This window comes from [Clostridium] fimetarium, from assembly GCF_900111235.1.
Lineage (GTDB): Bacteria > Bacillota > Clostridia > Lachnospirales > Lachnospiraceae > Clostridium_N > Clostridium_N fimetarium.
Genome location: NZ_FOJI01000004.1, coordinates 29,968 through 47,807 on the forward strand (window position 1 = coordinate 29,968; position 17,840 = coordinate 47,807).

The 17,840-nt window shown below is 33.9% G+C and carries 14 protein-coding genes; all 14 read left to right on the top strand.

The window, feature by feature from the left end; genetic code table 11:
* The first annotated feature begins 203 nt into the window (after window positions 1–203).
* A complete protein-coding gene (locus tag BMY18_RS06300; protein ID WP_092451743.1) occupies window positions 204–1,736 on the top strand; it encodes a peptidoglycan DD-metalloendopeptidase family protein in 1,533 nt (510 codons plus the stop codon).
* A 198-nt stretch (window positions 1,737–1,934) separates the two neighbouring features.
* Complete coding sequence (locus BMY18_RS06305) at window positions 1,935–3,227, top strand: UDP-N-acetylglucosamine 1-carboxyvinyltransferase (RefSeq protein WP_092451745.1); 1,293 nt, start codon at window positions 1,935–1,937, stop codon at window positions 3,225–3,227.
* Window positions 3,228–3,435: 208 nt separating this feature from the next.
* Window positions 3,436–4,926, top strand: coding sequence for a sensor histidine kinase (locus BMY18_RS06310; protein ID WP_242940977.1), 1,491 nt, complete (start codon window positions 3,436–3,438; stop codon window positions 4,924–4,926).
* On the top strand, window positions 4,919–5,608 hold the full coding sequence (locus BMY18_RS06315) for a response regulator transcription factor (RefSeq protein ID WP_092451747.1): 690 nt from the start codon (window positions 4,919–4,921) through the stop codon (window positions 5,606–5,608). The genes BMY18_RS06310 and BMY18_RS06315 overlap by 8 nt, the downstream gene beginning before the upstream one ends.
* A 95-nt stretch (window positions 5,609–5,703) precedes the next feature.
* Window positions 5,704–6,393: an RluA family pseudouridine synthase gene (locus BMY18_RS06320; protein ID WP_170841323.1), complete on the top strand. Its 690-nt coding sequence runs from the start codon at window positions 5,704–5,706 to the stop codon at window positions 6,391–6,393.
* 69 nt (window positions 6,394–6,462) lie between these two features.
* Complete coding sequence (locus BMY18_RS06325) at window positions 6,463–7,530, top strand: AI-2E family transporter (protein ID WP_170841324.1); 1,068 nt, start codon at window positions 6,463–6,465, stop codon at window positions 7,528–7,530.
* A gap of 80 nt (window positions 7,531–7,610) precedes the next feature.
* On the top strand, window positions 7,611–9,044 hold the full coding sequence (gene proS, locus BMY18_RS06330) for a proline--tRNA ligase (protein WP_092451753.1): 1,434 nt from the start codon (window positions 7,611–7,613) through the stop codon (window positions 9,042–9,044).
* 1 nt (window position 9,045) lies between these two features.
* A complete protein-coding gene (locus BMY18_RS06335; protein WP_092452176.1) occupies window positions 9,046–10,299 on the top strand; it encodes a CCA tRNA nucleotidyltransferase in 1,254 nt (417 codons plus the stop codon).
* Window positions 10,300–10,370: 71 nt separating this feature from the next.
* A complete protein-coding gene (locus BMY18_RS06340; RefSeq protein WP_092451755.1) occupies window positions 10,371–11,372 on the top strand; it encodes a CotS family spore coat protein in 1,002 nt (333 codons plus the stop codon).
* Window positions 11,373–11,454: 82 nt separating this feature from the next.
* A complete protein-coding gene (locus BMY18_RS06345; protein WP_092451757.1) occupies window positions 11,455–12,801 on the top strand; it encodes a PEGA domain-containing protein in 1,347 nt (448 codons plus the stop codon).
* A gap of 129 nt (window positions 12,802–12,930) precedes the next feature.
* On the top strand, window positions 12,931–14,178 hold the full coding sequence (locus tag BMY18_RS06350) for a DegT/DnrJ/EryC1/StrS family aminotransferase (protein ID WP_092452179.1): 1,248 nt from the start codon (window positions 12,931–12,933) through the stop codon (window positions 14,176–14,178).
* Window positions 14,179–14,204: 26 nt separating this feature from the next.
* Window positions 14,205–14,891: a sugar transferase gene (locus BMY18_RS06355; RefSeq protein WP_092451759.1), complete on the top strand. Its 687-nt coding sequence runs from the start codon at window positions 14,205–14,207 to the stop codon at window positions 14,889–14,891.
* Window positions 14,892–14,901: 10 nt separating this feature from the next.
* Window positions 14,902–15,981, top strand: a complete 1,080-nt coding sequence (locus BMY18_RS06360; protein WP_092451761.1) for a glycosyltransferase — start codon at window positions 14,902–14,904, stop codon at window positions 15,979–15,981.
* Entirely contained in the window at window positions 15,968–17,824 is a 1,857-nt protein-coding gene (locus tag BMY18_RS06365) for a polysaccharide biosynthesis protein (RefSeq protein WP_092451763.1), read from the top strand. The genes BMY18_RS06360 and BMY18_RS06365 overlap by 14 nt, the downstream gene beginning before the upstream one ends.
* The last annotated feature ends 16 nt before the right edge of the window (window positions 17,825–17,840 follow it).

Below are 17,840 nucleotides of genomic sequence, written 5' to 3' on the forward strand. Positions count from 1 at the left end.
ATAAAAAATATATCTTGTGTATTATAAAGATATAGAAAAATGTGTCAAAGAAATTTTAGTGAAAGTACACAAAAAAAACATTAAAACAGGTTAAAATTCTTTAAAATTACCAAATTTAGTGTTTACAAATACAGGCTATAGTGTTAATATAAATTTGTTACAGAATTATTACAGAATGATTAATAATTTGTATTGGAGGAGCTATGAAGCCGTTAACACGATATAATAGAAGAATAAAACTTACATTAATTAAAGCTATGTCTGTCACTTGTCTCTTTTGCTTGTTTTACATTCCGATTATGCAAAATAACGGATTTCGTAACGACGTGGGATATTATACAGTTGTACTAGATGGCAAAGAATTAGGTGCAGTTAATTCGGTTGATGAAGCTAATCAAGCATATATAAGTGCTAGACTTAGACTAAGTAGTGAATCAGATTCTATATTATATATGAACCCAGAGTTTAATGTGTACGAGCAATCAAGACTTGTTGGAACAAGGATGTCCGCAACTGATATTGAAGATGCGATTTATCAAAATCTTGCATCAAGTATTGTTAAGCTAGACAACCAAACAGCCTATACCGTCCGTATTAATGATTTTACAGTAACGGTTGCTAGTAAAGATGATGTTGTAAAATTAATTGAAGGCACGAAGGTTAATTATGATACTGAAAATGAATTTCAGGTTACACTTCAAAATATAGGTGTTAATTCGGATGCATATTCGGTTAATATCGTTAAATCAGGAATTGGAAGCAACAATAATAATATAGTAGCAGCTACATTGAATGGACAAACTTCAACAGCAGTTACTGAAGGTAGTGTATCAACAGATGGACTTAAACAAATTTCGTTTTCACAAAATGTTGTAGTAAGTCAGACAGTAGCAACTAATACTGCAGTTATGAGTGTAGATGATGCGCTTGCAGCAATTACTAAGGAAAAAGAAGCAAAGACAATATATACAATAGCGAATGGCGATTGCCTTTCAACAATTTCAACGAAGATTAATATTTCACTTGATGAGTTATTTGCTCTTAACCCAGGAATTACAGAGAATTCAAAGATTATGCCTGGTCAACAGCTTATTATAACTGTACCTACTTCTGAATTGTCCGTTGTTACAACGCAGAGATCTACTTATGAAGAAGATTACAGTGCTGATGTACAATATGTAGATAATACTTCAATGTACAGAGGAACGAGCAATGTTATTCAGCAAGGTACAACAGGACATAGAATTGTTACTGCGGATATTAGTAGCGTAAATGGTACTGAAAGCAATAGACAAATCATACAGCAGAAAGTTACTATAGAATCAGTGCCACGTATTGTTGAAATTGGTACTGTAACACCGCCTACTTACGTTCGACCAATTAATGGCGGATCATTTTCATCTGCATTTGAAATGAGATGGGGCGTAATGCATACTGGGGTAGACTGGTCTTGTTCTCAAGGTACACCAGTTATGGCAGCAGCCAATGGAACCGTAATTAGAGCTGGATGGTTTTCAGGATATGGTAATTGTATAGATATTAGTCATGGTAATGGTGTAGTCACAAGATATGGTCATTTGAGTAAGATTTTAGTATCTGTTGGTCAATCAGTTTCACAATCTGGTGTAATTGCGAATAGTGGTAACACAGGTGATAGTACTGGACCACATTTACATTTTGAAATCATTATGAATGGAACAGCAGTTAACCCATTAACTTATGTTAATAAGTATTAATGTATAACACGATAGAATAATTGATAAATCAAGAAATAGAAAAAGTGGTACGGATATGTTTTCGTACCACTTTTTCATTTAAGAAAGTATTGAATTATCCTGCTAATTTTTGGAAATAACAAAAATTAGTTTACAAATTGATGTATTATGTTATAATTCTTTAAGATATATTTTTATTAAAATGTTAGAGGTGCGTATATGGAACAATTTATAATTAAGGGCGGAGTCCCACTTCACGGTGAAGTTTCTATCGGTGGAGCAAAGAATGCAGCGCTTGGTATTTTGGCTGCGGCGATAATGACAGATGAGACTGTTACAATAGAGAATGTTCCGAATGTTAGAGATACAAGAGTTTTATTACAGGCAATAGAAGGAATTGGAGCAAAAGTAAAGTTTGTTAGCAATAATACAATTGAAATAAATGGTGGGTCGATTTGTGATGTTATCGTAGATTATGAGTATATAAGAAAAATCAGAGCATCTTATTATTTGCTTGGTGCATTGCTAGGAAAATATAACAAATCACAAGTTGCATTACCAGGTGGCTGTAACATTGGAAGCAGGCCAATTGATCAACATCTCAAAGGATTTAGAGCATTAGGTGCAACGGTTGATATATCACATGGTATGATTAATACATCAGCAGAACAACTTGTTGGTGGACATATATATTTTGATGTTGTTTCAGTTGGTGCGACAATTAATGTTATGATGGCGGCTTGTTTGGCGGAGGGTAATACTATTCTTGAAAATGCGGCGAAAGAACCACATATTGTTGATGTAGCGAACTTCCTAAACTCGATGGGCGCTAATATTAAGGGAGCAGGAACTGATATAATTAGAATTAAAGGAGTTGAAAAACTTCATGGAACAACTTATTCAATTATACCTGATCAGATTGAAGCAGGAACATTTATGTGTGCAGCAGCAGCAACAGCAGGGGATGTTTTAATTAAGAATATAATTCCCAAGCATTTGGAATCATTAACAGCCAAACTGATTGAAATTGGATGTACAGTTGAGGAATTTGATGATGCAATTAGAGTTGTTGGAACTGAAAATTTACAGAGTACAAATGTGAAGACATTACCATATCCTGGTTTTCCAACAGATATGCAACCACAAATGGCAGCAGTTCTTTCAATTGCTAAGGGTTCAAGTATGATTATAGAAAGTATATTTGAAAATAGATTTAAATATGTTGATGAAATCGTAAGAATGGGTGCGAAGATTAAAGTGGAAGGTAACACCGCATATGTAGAAGGCGTTGAAAAGTTAACTGGAGCACAGATGTCATCACCAGATCTTAGAGCCGGAGCGGCATTAGTAATTGCTGCACTATCAGCGGAAGGTATTTCACAGATTGATGAAATTGAATACATTCAACGAGGATATGAAGATTTTGAGATTAAACTGCAAGACTTAGGCGCAATTATAGAACGTATTGATTCAGAAAAAGAAGCTTTAAAAACGAAGTTAAAAATAGGTTGATGAAAATCACTGCATAATAAGCTGAACCCCAGATGTTATAACTAATGTTAGGGTCCCTGCTTATTATGCATTTTTTAATAGTAATTTAATAATTTTCGAAATATGTTTTAAAAACATAATAAGTATATAATGTGATATAATAAGACTTGATAAATTATTTTAAAAAAATTTGATATACAGAATAAAATCATTTTATGGAGGGATGTTTGTGAAGTTAAGCACAAAGTTAAAAATATCATTTTTTATAATGATAATATTACCAATAATGCTTTGTTGTTTGACGATAGGATCGTTAATGAAGCATCAGGCAAAAAATATAAGTGAATATTATGGAGTTGATGATATATCAGCTTTTTCAAGTATATATACACCAGTTTCACTTCTTACAAAGATGACAACTAGTTTGTATGTGGAGATGAAAGATGTGGCTTTAGTATATCCTAATCAATTTGAAAACAAGGAATTTTTAAGCGGGTATGCAGAAAAAGCACATCAAAAGTTGTCTACACTTATTGTTAGAAAAAATGGAGTGATTATATATTCTAGCTCAAAGATGAAAGAAAGTGAATTATACCAAATGTTACCGCAGTTTGGAGCTGCAGAAAATAACGCTGAGTCTAGTACTTATTATGGTGGAGTATACCAAAGCATGGTTAAACAGCTTGATTTTACAGATATCAATAATAATTATTTTAGCGTTTCAATTGCTACTTCTGTTAAGCAGATTATTCCACAAATAAAGTTATTTATTACAGAAGGAATAATTATAATAATTTTAGTATTAGTAGCAACAAGTTCTTTTTTGATTATGTGGATATATAAGTCGGTAATTAGACCACTTGCAAGGCTTAAGTTAGCAACACAAAATATTAAAGAAGGTAATCTTGATTTTGAAATGCCAATCGAGGGCGAAGATGAAATCGCATATTTATGTCATGACTTTGAAGAGATGAGAGTGATTCTGAGTAAATCAACGCAAGAAAAGGTTAAATTTGATATAGAGGAAAAAGAATTAATTAGTAATATTTCACATGATTTACGAACTCCACTAACAGCAATTAAGGGCTACGTTGAGGGATTGATAGATGGAGTTGCTGATACACCACAAAAGAGAGAAAAATATTTAAAAACAATATTCAATAAAGTAAATGACATGGACAGACTTATTAATGAGCTAACAATTTACTCAAAGATTGATACAAATAGAATCCCTTATGTTTTCAAGAGGCTTAGTGTAAATGAGTATTTTGACGATTGCTACCATGAAATAAGGACGGATCTTGAAGCAGAGGGAATAGAACTTGAATATCGTAATCATGCAAATTCTAAGATGTTTATATTTGCAGATGCAGAACAACTCAAAAGGGTAATTAATAATATCATAAGTAATTCTATCAAATATTTATCTGATAGAAAGGGGCGTATTAAAATTGATATATATGATAAAGGCGCTTATGTACATATAAGAATCGAAGATAATGGAAAAGGAATAAGTAAGGATGACTTGCCACATATTTTTGAGCGCTTTTATAGGGCTGATTCTTCTAGAAATTCAGCACAAGGAGGAAGTGGAATTGGACTTGCTATTGTAAAGAAGATAGTTATCGATCATAATGGGAATATATGGGCAGAAAGTAAAGAAAATATTGGAACAGTAATGCATTTGGAATTATTAAAGGAGGATTATAAAGATGAGTAAAGTATTAATTGTAGAAGACGAAGAAAGTATTGCAGAAATTGAAAAAGATTATTTGGAGTTAAGTGGATTTAGTGTAGTGATAGAAAAGGACGGAACTGTGGGTATGGCTAAAGCATTGGGAGAAGATTTTGATATCATAATTCTTGATCTGATGCTTCCTGGTTCAGATGGATTTGAAATATGCAAGCGTGTTAGAGAAGTTAAAAATACGCCAATCATTTTAGTATCTGCGAAGAAAGAAGATATCGATAAAATCAGAGGGTTGGGACTTGGAGCTGATGATTATATTACAAAGCCATTTAGTCCAAGTGAATTAGTTGCCCGAGTGAAAGCACATTTATCAAGATATGACAGACTTGTAAGCACGTCAAAGAGCGATAATGAAATTGTTGAAATTCGTGGAATTAAAGTTGATAAAACAGCAAGAAGAGTATTTGTAAATGGAGAAGAACGAGTCTTTACTACGAAGGAATTTGATTTGCTCACATTTTTAGCACAAAATCCGAATAGGGTATATACGAAAGATGAGCTGTTTAGAGAAATATGGGACATGGAATCAATCGGGGATATAGCGACAGTTACCGTTCACATTAAGAAAATCAGAGAAAAAATTGAATTTGATACTTCAAAACCACAGTATATTGAGACAATATGGGGTGTAGGATATCGCTTTAAAGTGTGAAAAAAGTGAATCAAAGATATACTTATAAGATTAGTGCCTGTGGCACAAACTTGTGATGTGTCTTGCTAAATCAAGCTAGAGTAATGAGGATAAGTATGAATTTACAGATTATATATGAAGATGATAAAATGTTCGTTTGCAACAAGCCAACAGGTGTTTTGGCTCAAAGTGGAAAGTCCTTTGATGTGGATATGGTAAGTGCCCTTATGACTTATCGCAAGAAGAAGGGCGAGGATACATTTGTTGGCGTTATTAACAGGTTAGACCGCCAAGTAAGTGGTCTTATGGTCTTTGCAAAAACAAAGGAAGAAGCGGCAGCACTGAATAAGCTTATGCAAAAAAATGAATTTAATAAATATTATTATGCGGTAGTTTGTGGAAAACCAGTCAATGATAAAGGAAGTTTTGTTGATTATCTTTTGAAAGATGGTAAGGCCAATACGTCTACTGTTGTATCTAAAGATATCAAAGATGCAAAGCGTGCTGAACTAGAGTATGAAGTTATAAAAACCATTGTTGATGAGAATACGGGCAAGAACTTAACTCTTGTTAAGATTCATCTAATTACAGGACGTCACCATCAGATTCGTGTACAGTTTGCAACTAGGGGACTAGTGCTTGAGGGCGATAGCAAATATGATGATACTGATAATTCTATACACAAGATTTGTGACGGTGCCACAAATGACTCAAATGGAATTGCACTTTGTGCTTATTCCCTTCAAATTGGGAAACAAAAGTTTGAGATTAACCCAGAAGCGAGTATATTTAAATTATTTGCATAGATAGATGTATAATCCGTTGTGGTACCGCTAACAATATAATCAATAATGATTGTATTGAGGGTGACTTTTATGGATAGAGAGATTAAAAATAAACTAATTATGTTAGTAAGTGGAATCGGAGTTGCAGGAAGTGTATACTTAATATTTAAGTACATATTTCCAATTGTAGCTCCGTTTGTAATTGCATTTTTATTGGCATATGCAACTGAAAAATCTGCAAAGCGATTAAGTAAACGGTTTCGGGGAAATAAGATTATAGCTTCTAGTATTATTATGGTTGTACTTGCGGTTATTGTAATTTCAATTATTAGCTTTGTAAGTTATAGAGTATTTCTTGAGACAAAATCATTTATTAATAAGTATGATTATTATATGGAAATGGCGAATGCAAAGGTAAGTGATGTCTGTAATAACCTGGATGGTTGGATGGGGATAAAGAGTGGTGACACCATCAAATTTTTAAATAATAATATGGATGGATTTATGACGAAATCAGAAGAAAACATGATTCCTACAATTGTGGATGGTTCTATTCCTCTGATATTTAAAATTGTGACTTTTATTGCAGTGTTTTTTATAATACTTATGTCAGTTGTGTATATTAGTAAAGATTATGAAAAAATAAAGGAATGGCGTGAGCGCTCTATGTTTGCATCAGAAGTTAAGGTGATAACGGACAAGCTAGATGCTTTGACCAAAATTTATTTTAAGGTCCAATTGTTAATAATGCTATTGACGGCTATCATATGCGTTTTTGGATTTATACTAATTAAAAATCCCTATGCAATTGTATTGGGAATTATACTGGGATTGCTTGATGCATTACCTATGTTTGGTACGGGAACGGTGCTGATTCCATGGTGTATTATTTTGTTAGTTGCAGGGCATTTTTTCTCGGCGGCGGTACTATTTACAGTGTATATTATTACGTATTTGTTAAGAGAGTTTATGGAATCGAAGTTTATGGGTGATCGTTTAGGAATTGCCCCATTTACAATGATGGTCATTATTTACATGGGTCTTGTGCTATATGGGATACTGGGATTTATATTAGGACCAGTTTCTTACGTAATCATTAAAACAATTATACTTTACTTGAAAAGCCAACTTGAACGTGGTAAACTTAGTAAAATATGACAGATTGAAACATGGAAATATTATTTCTAGTAATTCAAATGGAATTTAATATTAAGAATTGATAAATAAGGAGATCTTAAATGGCGGTGGATAGTAAGTTAGTAGAGGCGATTACTTCGATGGAAGTGGATTTTGCACAATGGTATACAGATGTTGTTAAAAAGGCGGAACTTATGGGCTATTCAAGCGTAAAGGGATGCATGATATTTAAACCGTCAGGCTATGCGATTTGGGAAAATATTCAACATGAATTAGATAGACGTTTTAAAGAAGTAGGTGTAGAAAACGTGTATTTGCCAATGTTTATTCCAGAAAGCCTTCTTGAAAAAGAAAAAGATCATGTGAATGGATTTGCCCCAGAAGTTGCTTGGGTTACAATGGGTGGACTGAATCAATTACAGGAAAGACTCTGTATAAGACCTACATCAGAGACGCTTTTTTGCGACTTCTACAAAGATGAAATTCATTCCTATAGAGATTTACCTAAAATATATAATCAATGGTGTTCTGTTGTTCGTTGGGAAAAGGAAACAAGACCATTTCTTCGTTCAAGAGAATTCTTATGGCAAGAAGGACATACAGTCCATGCAACTGCACAGGAAGCTGAAGCTAGAACACAGCAGATGCTTAATTTGTATGCTGATTTTTGTGAGGAAGTTCTTGCAATGCCAGTTATTCGAGGTAGAAAAACAGATAAAGAAAAATTTGCTGGAGCTGAATCAACCTATACAATTGAAGCACTTATGCATGATGGTAAGGGTCTTCAGTCAGGAACAAGCCATAACTTTGGGGATGGCTTTGCTAAGGCATTCGGTATTCAGTTTACAGATAAAGACAATACATTAAAATATGCACATCAGACTTCTTGGGGTATGTCAACTAGACTGATTGGCGGAATTATAATGGTTCATGGTGATGACAGTGGTCTTGTACTTCCACCAAGAATTGCCCAAATTCAAGTTGTTATTATTCCTATTATGCAAAAAAAGGAAGGCGTTCTTGAAAAAGCTGCAGTTGTTAAGACTATGTTATCGGATTTTAGAGTTAAGGTTGATGACAGCGATAAGAGTCCAGGTTGGAAGTTCTCAGAACAAGAAATGCGTGGAATCCCAATTCGTATAGAAATGGGACCAAGAGATATTGAAGCGAACCAGGCAATTATTGTTAGAAGAGATACACGAGAAAAAATCACTGTATCATTTGATGATTTGAAAGAAAAAGTTGGAGAAATCCTTGAAACGATGCAGATAGAGATGCTTGAAAGAGCAAAAGCACATAGAGATGCTCATACATTTGTGGCTGTTAACTATGAAGAGTTCAAAGAAATCGTTGCAACAAAGCCAGGATTTATTAAGGCAATGTGGTGCGGTGATCAAGCATGTGAAGACAAGATAAAGCAAGAAACAACAGCTACTTCAAGATGTATGCCATTTGTGCAGGAGAAACTTTCTGATGTGTGCGTATGTTGCGGAAAACCAGCAAAATCAATGGTATATTGGGGTAAGGCTTATTAGAATGAAAAAAGAAAATATTTATGTAGATTTGCCGGAGAATGTAGTTAACATAATCTCAAAACTTGAGTCTGATGGAAATCAGGCTTATGCGGTCGGTGGATGTGTAAGGGATTCAGTTCTTAAACGTACGCCAGAGGATTGGGATATTACAACTTCCGCGGTTCCTCAGCAAGTGAAGGCTTTGTTCAAGCGTACTGTTGATACAGGAATAAAGCACGGCACAGTTACTATTATGATTGACAAAAGTGGATATGAAGTCACAACTTATCGTATTGACGGTGACTATGAGGATGGACGACATCCGAAATCAGTTGAATTTTCAGTCTGCTTGGAAGATGACCTAAAACGAAGAGACTTTACGATTAATGCTATGGCATATAATAATGCAACGGGATTGGTTGATCAATTTAATGGAATTGACGATCTGAATAGTAAAATCATAAGGTGTGTAGGTAATCCCACTGATAGATTTTCAGAAGATGCACTTCGAATGATGCGTGCAATAAGATTTTCTGCACAATTAGGATTCTCTATTGAAGACCAAACCTATGCAGCTATTAAAGAACTAGCTGTTAATATTAATAAAGTAAGTCGCGAAAGAATTCATGTAGAGCTTAACAAGACTTTACTTTCAGACCATCCAGATTATATTATGATGATGTATGAAACAAGACTTACAAAACAAATACTTCCTATAATAGATGTTGTTTTGTCAGGTAGGCGTAGCGTAGTAACACTTACAATGCTTAAAATTTCTCCCAAAGAGCTAGTTTTAAAATATGCAGCACTTCTAAATGATATTCCGGCGGATAAGGTTACAGAGACATTAAAAGACTTAAAACTTGATAATAATACTATATATACGGTAACGAAACTAGTAGAGTGTTCTAAATTGGTAATTCAGGAAAAAGAGCCGTCTGTGAGAGAAGCAATATATAAATATGGAAAAGATATTATTCCACTTATAATTTTGCATCAAGAAACTATTTTAAAGGCGAAGGAAATATCAACAGGAATAAAGATGACTGGTGGGAAAAATCATATAGCAGTATTGAAACGCCTTTACCAAGAAATTATGGATAGAGGAGATTGTATATCTGTTAAGGATTTGAATGTGAATGGTTCTGACCTTATGGAATACGGTTTGAAGGGTCCAATAATTGGAGAAACTCTTGATGAATTGCTTCATATAGTCATGGAAAATCCTAAATTGAATGAAAAAGAAACATTAATTGCAATGATTGAAAATAGATAGTATACATAAGGTATTTTTTATCCCTCTCTCACATATTATTAGAAAGATATGTGGAGGGGGATTTTTTTGGAATGAATGAAAAATCATTGAGTGTTTTAGAACAATACGATTTTAATGTCTACAAAACAAGTAGAGATCGTGGTGGAATCATTTTAAATACAAATCAAGGATTAAAATTATTATATGAATGCAATAAAGCAGAAACACATTATGAGCATGAAGATAAAATCACACAAGCTCTCCTACAAACAGGGTTTGTTAATGTGGATACCTATTGTAGAAATAAAGAGGGAAAATTAATTGCCATTAGTGATGAAAATAGAAAGTATATTGTTAAAGATTGGTTTGATGGGCGTGAATGCGACATTATGAACCTAAGTGATGCTTGTGGGGCGGTAAGAACCTTGGCACAACTACATATAAACCTTAATACATTGTCTTCCTCTAATGAAGATATGATGTCTGGTTTGGAATTTACAAGTAATGTGATTGATTATAATTTTCAATTTCTAAAAAAAACAAAGGAACTTAAGATGGTTAATAACTATCTTCGAAATAAGAAAAAAAGGACAGAATTTGAACGTATTGCAAGAGATCATTTTCAGATGTTTTATGAAGAGGCGTTAAGAGCTACTAAGATGATTGAGAATTTAAATTATAGTGAGAGGTTGGAAAATGCAAAGAGGACATCTGAGTTATGTCATGGCAACTATAGTTATCATAATGTTTTGTTTTCTAGTAGATGTATTGCAGTTACTAATTTTGATAGGTGTAAAATCAACAGTCAAATTTCTGATTTATATCAATTCATGCGTAAACTTCTTGAAAAAAACAACTGGGATATAAAGCTCGCCTATAAAATGATTGAGGAGTATGATAATGTAAAGAAAATAAGCGATATAGATTTGCAGTTACTTGCAGTTTTGTTTGCATATCCAGAAAAATTCTGGAAGATAATTAATTACTATTTCAATTCTAACAAATCCTGGATTCCAAGAAAAAGTATAGAAAAGCTCGAATTGGTTATTTCGCAGAATCCGTTACGTGAAAAATTTGTTGATACAATTGCATAAACAGCGTCATTATGTTAAAATCGTTACTATATTCATTGTGATAACTTAATTAATGTACACTTGTACGAACAGAGGAAATATTATGAAAATTACAAAAGAGCACTTAAATATAAAGGATATAAAATTAGTAGTTATATTATTGGTTTTGGTAATGGTAGCTGGATTGATGGCAGGGTGTAGTTCTTCAACTAAAAAATCAGCAGCAGTCCCAGGAAGCTCCATATTACCAATTTATAGTAAAACAAATTCTAGCACGGAAAAAACGAATAGTAATGAAATTAAAATGACGGGTGTACTCACATATTTGGATGCAACTAAACTAAAGATGCATTTTGTTGATGTTGAGTCTGGAAGTGAGTACGAAGTCAATTATACAGGTGGTACTGATATTCAAAATAAGCATCAATCAATCATTGCATCATCTCAGATGGCTTTAGGTGATGTGTTTAATGTTGTATGCAATAAGAGTGGAAAGGCACTTACCATATTTGAATCAAGTGATGTTTGGGAAAATTCAGGCATCACTAATTTTGGCGTTAATGAAGCATCACTTATTATGACGATTGGCACTACAAACTACAAATATACAAGTAGTACTGTGACTTTATCTAATAACAGTAAAATAAATCCAAACGAGATAATGAGTCAAGATGTTTTAACTGTTCGTGGAATTGGGAAGACTATATATTCGGTAACGGTTGACAGAGGGCATGGATATGTAAGGTTTTCAGGATATAGTCCCTTTGTAGGGGGCTATGTTGATATTGGAACTAAATTAATCCTTCTTGTTTCAGAAAATATGGTAGTCACGGCACCTGAAGGAGAATACAAGATTGCTATGCAGCTAGGAAGTTTACAAGGCTCAAAAACGGTTGTTATTCAAAGAGATAAAGATATTACTGTAGATTTTAGTGAGTATAAAGCAGAAGTGGTAAAAACGGGAGCAGTGCTATTCTCCGTTACGCCTTCGAATGCGGTTATTTATATAGATGGTAGTCAGGTAGATTACAGCAAAGAATTACAACTTAATTATGGAAGTCATACAGTAATTCTAAAAGCGAATAATTATACTACATATAGTGAAACATTTATTGTGAATTCGGTATATGAGAAGAAAATTATAGATATGGTATCGACATCTACAACCTCGACAAGATCAACAAAATCAGCAACGACTGCAGATTTGACATCAGGATATTCGGTTAATATAAAATTGCCAGAGGGAGCTGCTGTTTATGTAGACAGTGTGTATATTGGAATTGTACCAGTTTCATTCACTAAGTCATCTGGAAATAAAGTGATTTCATTTACAAAATCAGGTTGTGCAACAAAGAGTTACACCATATCGATCGCGAATGCGACTGGAGATTTGAATTATTCATTTCCAAATATGGAAGCTGAGACAGCGACAGTAAGTGCAACAAAATAATTATCTGTTGAATAAGTTATAAAAAAAAGGTATAATTTATAAAATATAGATAAAATTAACTAATATGATTGAACATAAGATTAGAATTTAGACAAGCGTAAGAGAGGCTTTAAAATTATGAATATAAAAATGAATATTCCTTTTTCTCCTCCAGACATAACGGAAGAGGAAATTAATGCGGTTAGTGAGGTACTTCGTTCAGGATGGCTTACGACTGGACCTAAGACAAAATCCCTAGAAAATGAAATTGCAATATATTGTCATACAAGTAAAGCTGTATGCTTGAATTCAGCAACGGCATGTGCAGAGATGGCGCTTCGTTTATTCGATATAGGTGAAGGTGATGAAGTGATTGTCCCAGCCTATACCTATACAGCATCTGCAAGCGTTGTTTGCCACGTAGGCGCAAAATTAGTATTGGTAGATACGGCACCAGGATCATATCATATTGATTACGATGCCCTAGAGATTGCAATCACAGAGAAGACAAAGGCGATTATTCCAGTTGATATAGCAGGAGTAATGGCAGATTATAATAGAATCCTTGAAATCGTTGAGTCTAAGAAACACTTGTTCAAAGCGTCTAGCAAGATGCAGGCAGCACTTGGAAGAATTCTTGTGTTATCGGATTCCGCACATGGTTTTGGCGCAAGCAGACTTAAAAAAATGAGTGGGGAAGTTGCTGATTTTACGAGCTTTTCATTTCATGCAGTTAAGAATTTTACGACAGGAGAAGGCGGAGCCCTAGTTTGGAAAGATATAGTTGGAGTTGATAATGAAGAGATCTATAAGAAACTTATGCTTCTAACGCTTCACGGTCAATCAAAAGATGCACTAGCAAAGACTCAACTTGGTTCATGGGAATATGACATCGTAGCACCCTATTACAAATGTAATATGACTGATATAATGGCAGCTATTGGTTTGGTACAGATGAAACGTTATGAAGGGCTTTTGAAAAGACGGAAAGTCATTATAGAAGCTTACACAAGAGGCCTTGAAGGCGAAAATATTGAAGTTATTCAACATTTCAGTAATCTGACGGGGACAAGTACTATTTTGTGCAATAGTGGGGATAATGGAACGAATGATTGTTTTATATCTAGTGGACATTTGTATCTGGTACGTCTTATTGGAAAAGATAGCACATACAGGAATGGCTTGATTACTAAAATGGCAGAAAATGGAGTTGCTACGAATGTCCATTACAAACCATTGCCTATGCATACAGCGTACAAAAATCTTGGATTTGATATAAATGATTATCCCAATGCCTATGCAATGTTTGAGAATGAAATCACATTACCCTTGAATACATGCCTTACAGATGAGCAAGTTCAGTATATTATTGATGTATTTAAGGAATGTAATAGATAATAAAGAAATTGAATTGAGGATCCCTTATGCAGTTGAAAAAATGGTCTGAACTTCCAAGCTATATGAAAACCAAGGAAGTGAAGAAGTATTATGATATTATCAAGAAAAGGCAGTGCAGCATGCTTTTCAAGAGAATATTTGATGTAATAGCATCTATGATTATGCTATTGATAATATCACCTTTTATGGTAGTACTTATGATAATGATTAAACTAGACTCAAAAGGCCCGGTTTTTTTTCGCCAAGAAAGAGTAACTCAGTATGGTAGAATATTTCGTATATTTAAATTTAGATCAATGGTAAACAATGCTGAAAAATTTGGCGTGCAAGTAACAGCAGTTGGCGATGCTAGAATCACAAGAGTTGGAGCTATGCTTAGAAAAAAAAGGATCGATGAATTGCCACAGTTAATTAATATATTAATTGGTGATATGACATTTGTTGGGACAAGGCCAGAAGTTAAGAAGTATGTAGACTGTTATACAAATGAAATGTATGCAACGCTTTTGTTGCCAGCAGGCCTTACCTCTAGGACAAGTATTGAATATAAGGATGAAGATAAGCTTTTAGAGGGTGCAGATGACATTAATAAGGTATATATTGAAAAAGTGCTTCCTGAGAAAATGAAATTTAATCTTATAAACGTCAAGCAATTTTCACTTCTTTCGGATATAATGACTATGTTAGCAACTTTTTTTGCGGTTTTGAAATAAGGGAGTGATAATGTTAATAACAGTTTGCGTAATTGCTTATAATGAAGAAAATACATTGGAAAAATTACTTGGCCAAATTTGTAGTCAAGACTATGATCATAGGAATATAGAGATTGTATTTGTAAATAGCAATTCGACAGATCAAACAAAAACTATTATGGATGATTTCTCCAATCATAATGGAGAGGTTAATTATGGATTCTATAAAGTGCAAGTTTTACAAAATGAAAAGAAAACTTTGCCTTGTGGGTGGAATGTGGCGCTAGAGTCATATTCAGGAGAGGCAATACTTAAAATTGATGCACATGCAACAATCCCAAAAGATTTTGTTAGAAAAAATGTTGAAACATTGGAACTAGGTGAAGATATTGTAGGCGGCTTTCGACCTAACATTATTGATGAAAGTACACCGTGGAAAGAGACATTACTTTTAGCAGAAGGCTCTATGTTTGGTAGTAGCATTGCACCATACAGAAGAAATCAAGATAAAACATATGTTAAATCAATGTTTCATGCTTCATATAGAAGAGAAGTGTTCAAGAATATAGGGACCTTTAATGAGAATCTGGGAAGAACTGAAGATAATGAAATTCATTATCGAATGAGAGAAGCTGGTTACAAGTTATGCTTTGATCCAAAGATTATATCTTACCAGCATGTAAGAAGCAACACAAAGAAAATGATACAGCAAAAGTATGCAAATGGTTATTGGATAGGCTTAACAACTGGTATATGTCCAAAGTGCTTATCACTGTACCACTTTGTTCCATTTGCATTTGTGCTTGCAATCATTATTACAACGTTGCTATCATTTATATTAACATTCACTGATTGCAAGGTTGCAGGATTAGGTTGGTTAGTAATTATAATATATAGTATTACTGCTTTTATGTGGATCGTTTATTGGTTACTAGCATTCGTTATGGCTGCGGTTGCAGCAATAGGAGCAAAGAAAGAGCAAAGGAATATATCAAATATAGCATTGCCGTTCTTATTTTTTGTTTTACACGTAGCGTACGGGATTGGAACTCTTATAGGCATGATAAAAATGCCTAATTGGAGGAAAGGAATAAAAAATGGTACAAACTAGAAAAGATAAAATACAATTGATTGTTAGAAGAATATTTTTGATATTAACAGATATTATTTTAATAAATGGATCAGTACTGTTAGCTTTAATGATGCGATATGAGATGACAATAAAACTTATTGAACTGCAGTATATTGATCGTTATGAACGATTTTTAATTCCATTTACAATTATCACATTATTAGTGTTTTGGTGTTGTAAAATATATCATAGTTTGTGGCAGTATGCAAGTATTGCGGAATTATATAAGATTGTTGAAGCCTGTGTAATAACAGAACTGATTCACGTTGCTGCAACTATGTATTTGGGTTTGGCACTTCCAAGAAGTACTTATTTCTTGTCAGGAGTATTTCTTGTAATATCAATCAGTGCAAGTCGTTTTATGTATAGAATGATAAGAACTGTACTTCAAAGTTACCGTCAAACAGATGAAACTGTACGTATTATGATTATCGGAGCCGGAGATGCTACTAACGTATTAATTAGAGAAATTTCTAATAGTAGATATCTTGATAATAGCAAAGTTGTATGTGTAATTGATGATAAACCTGAAAAAGTAGGAAAGTATATTCATGGTATCAAGATCGTCGGCAATAGAGATAAAATTAAAGAATGTTCAGTTGATTATGATATCGATGAGATTATATTTGCTATTCCTTCAGCATCGGTAGAAGATAGAAAAAATATACTTAATATATGTAAAGAGACAAAGTGTGAACTTAAGATTTTGCCAGGCGTTTACCAAATGGTAGATGGAGAAGTTAACATTAATGATATTCGTAAAGTTGACGTATTAGATTTGCTTGGAAGAGAGCCAATTGAAGTAGATATCGATTCTATTATGGGTTATGTTAGAAATAAGACGGTTTTGGTAACTGGCGGGGGCGGATCAATCGGCAGTGAACTTTGCAGACAGATTGTGTCTCACAAGCCAAAAAAACTAATTATATTCGACATATATGAAAATAATGCATACGATATTCAACAGGAACTGCTTAGGGAGCATCCGGAAGCGAACATAGAGACATTGATTGGCTCTGTTAGAAATACGAGCCGTGTGGATTCAATATTTGCACAATACAAACCTGATATTATATATCATGCAGCAGCGCATAAACATGTACCGCTTATGGAGGACAGTCCGAATGAAGCAATCAAAAACAATGTATTTGGTACATTAAATGTAGCCAAGATGGCGGATAAATATGGTGCTGAAAAGTTTGTTCTAATATCTACAGACAAGGCCGTTAATCCAACCAATATTATGGGAGCTTCTAAGAGAATGTGTGAGATGATTGTTCAGGCATACAATGGGAAGTCAAAAACGGACTATGTTGCTGTAAGATTTGGAAATGTTCTTGGGAGTAATGGAAGTGTAATTCCATTATTTAAAAAGCAAATTGAAGCGGGTGGACCGGTTACAGTAACACACCATGATATCATTCGATATTTTATGACGATTCCGGAAGCTGTTTCATTGGTGCTTCAGGCAGGCGCATATGCACAGGGTGGAGAAATCTTTATTCTTGATATGGGAGAGCCAGTCAAAATTGATGACTTAGCTAAAAATTTAATCCGCTTGTCAGGTTACACACTTGGGGTTGATATGAACATAGAATACACAGGGCTTCGCCCAGGTGAAAAACTCTATGAAGAATTACTTATGGCGGAGGAAGGTCTTCAAAATACTAGAAATAAACTTATTCATATTGGAAAACCGCTTGAATTTGATAAAGATTGTTTCTTCGATAATTTGGATCAGTTGAAGAAAAGTGTATACGATGAAACTGATAAAGTTAGAGAGATGGTTAAAGGAATCGTAGAAACATATAAATTTTCTTGACAGATTGGAGGTATTG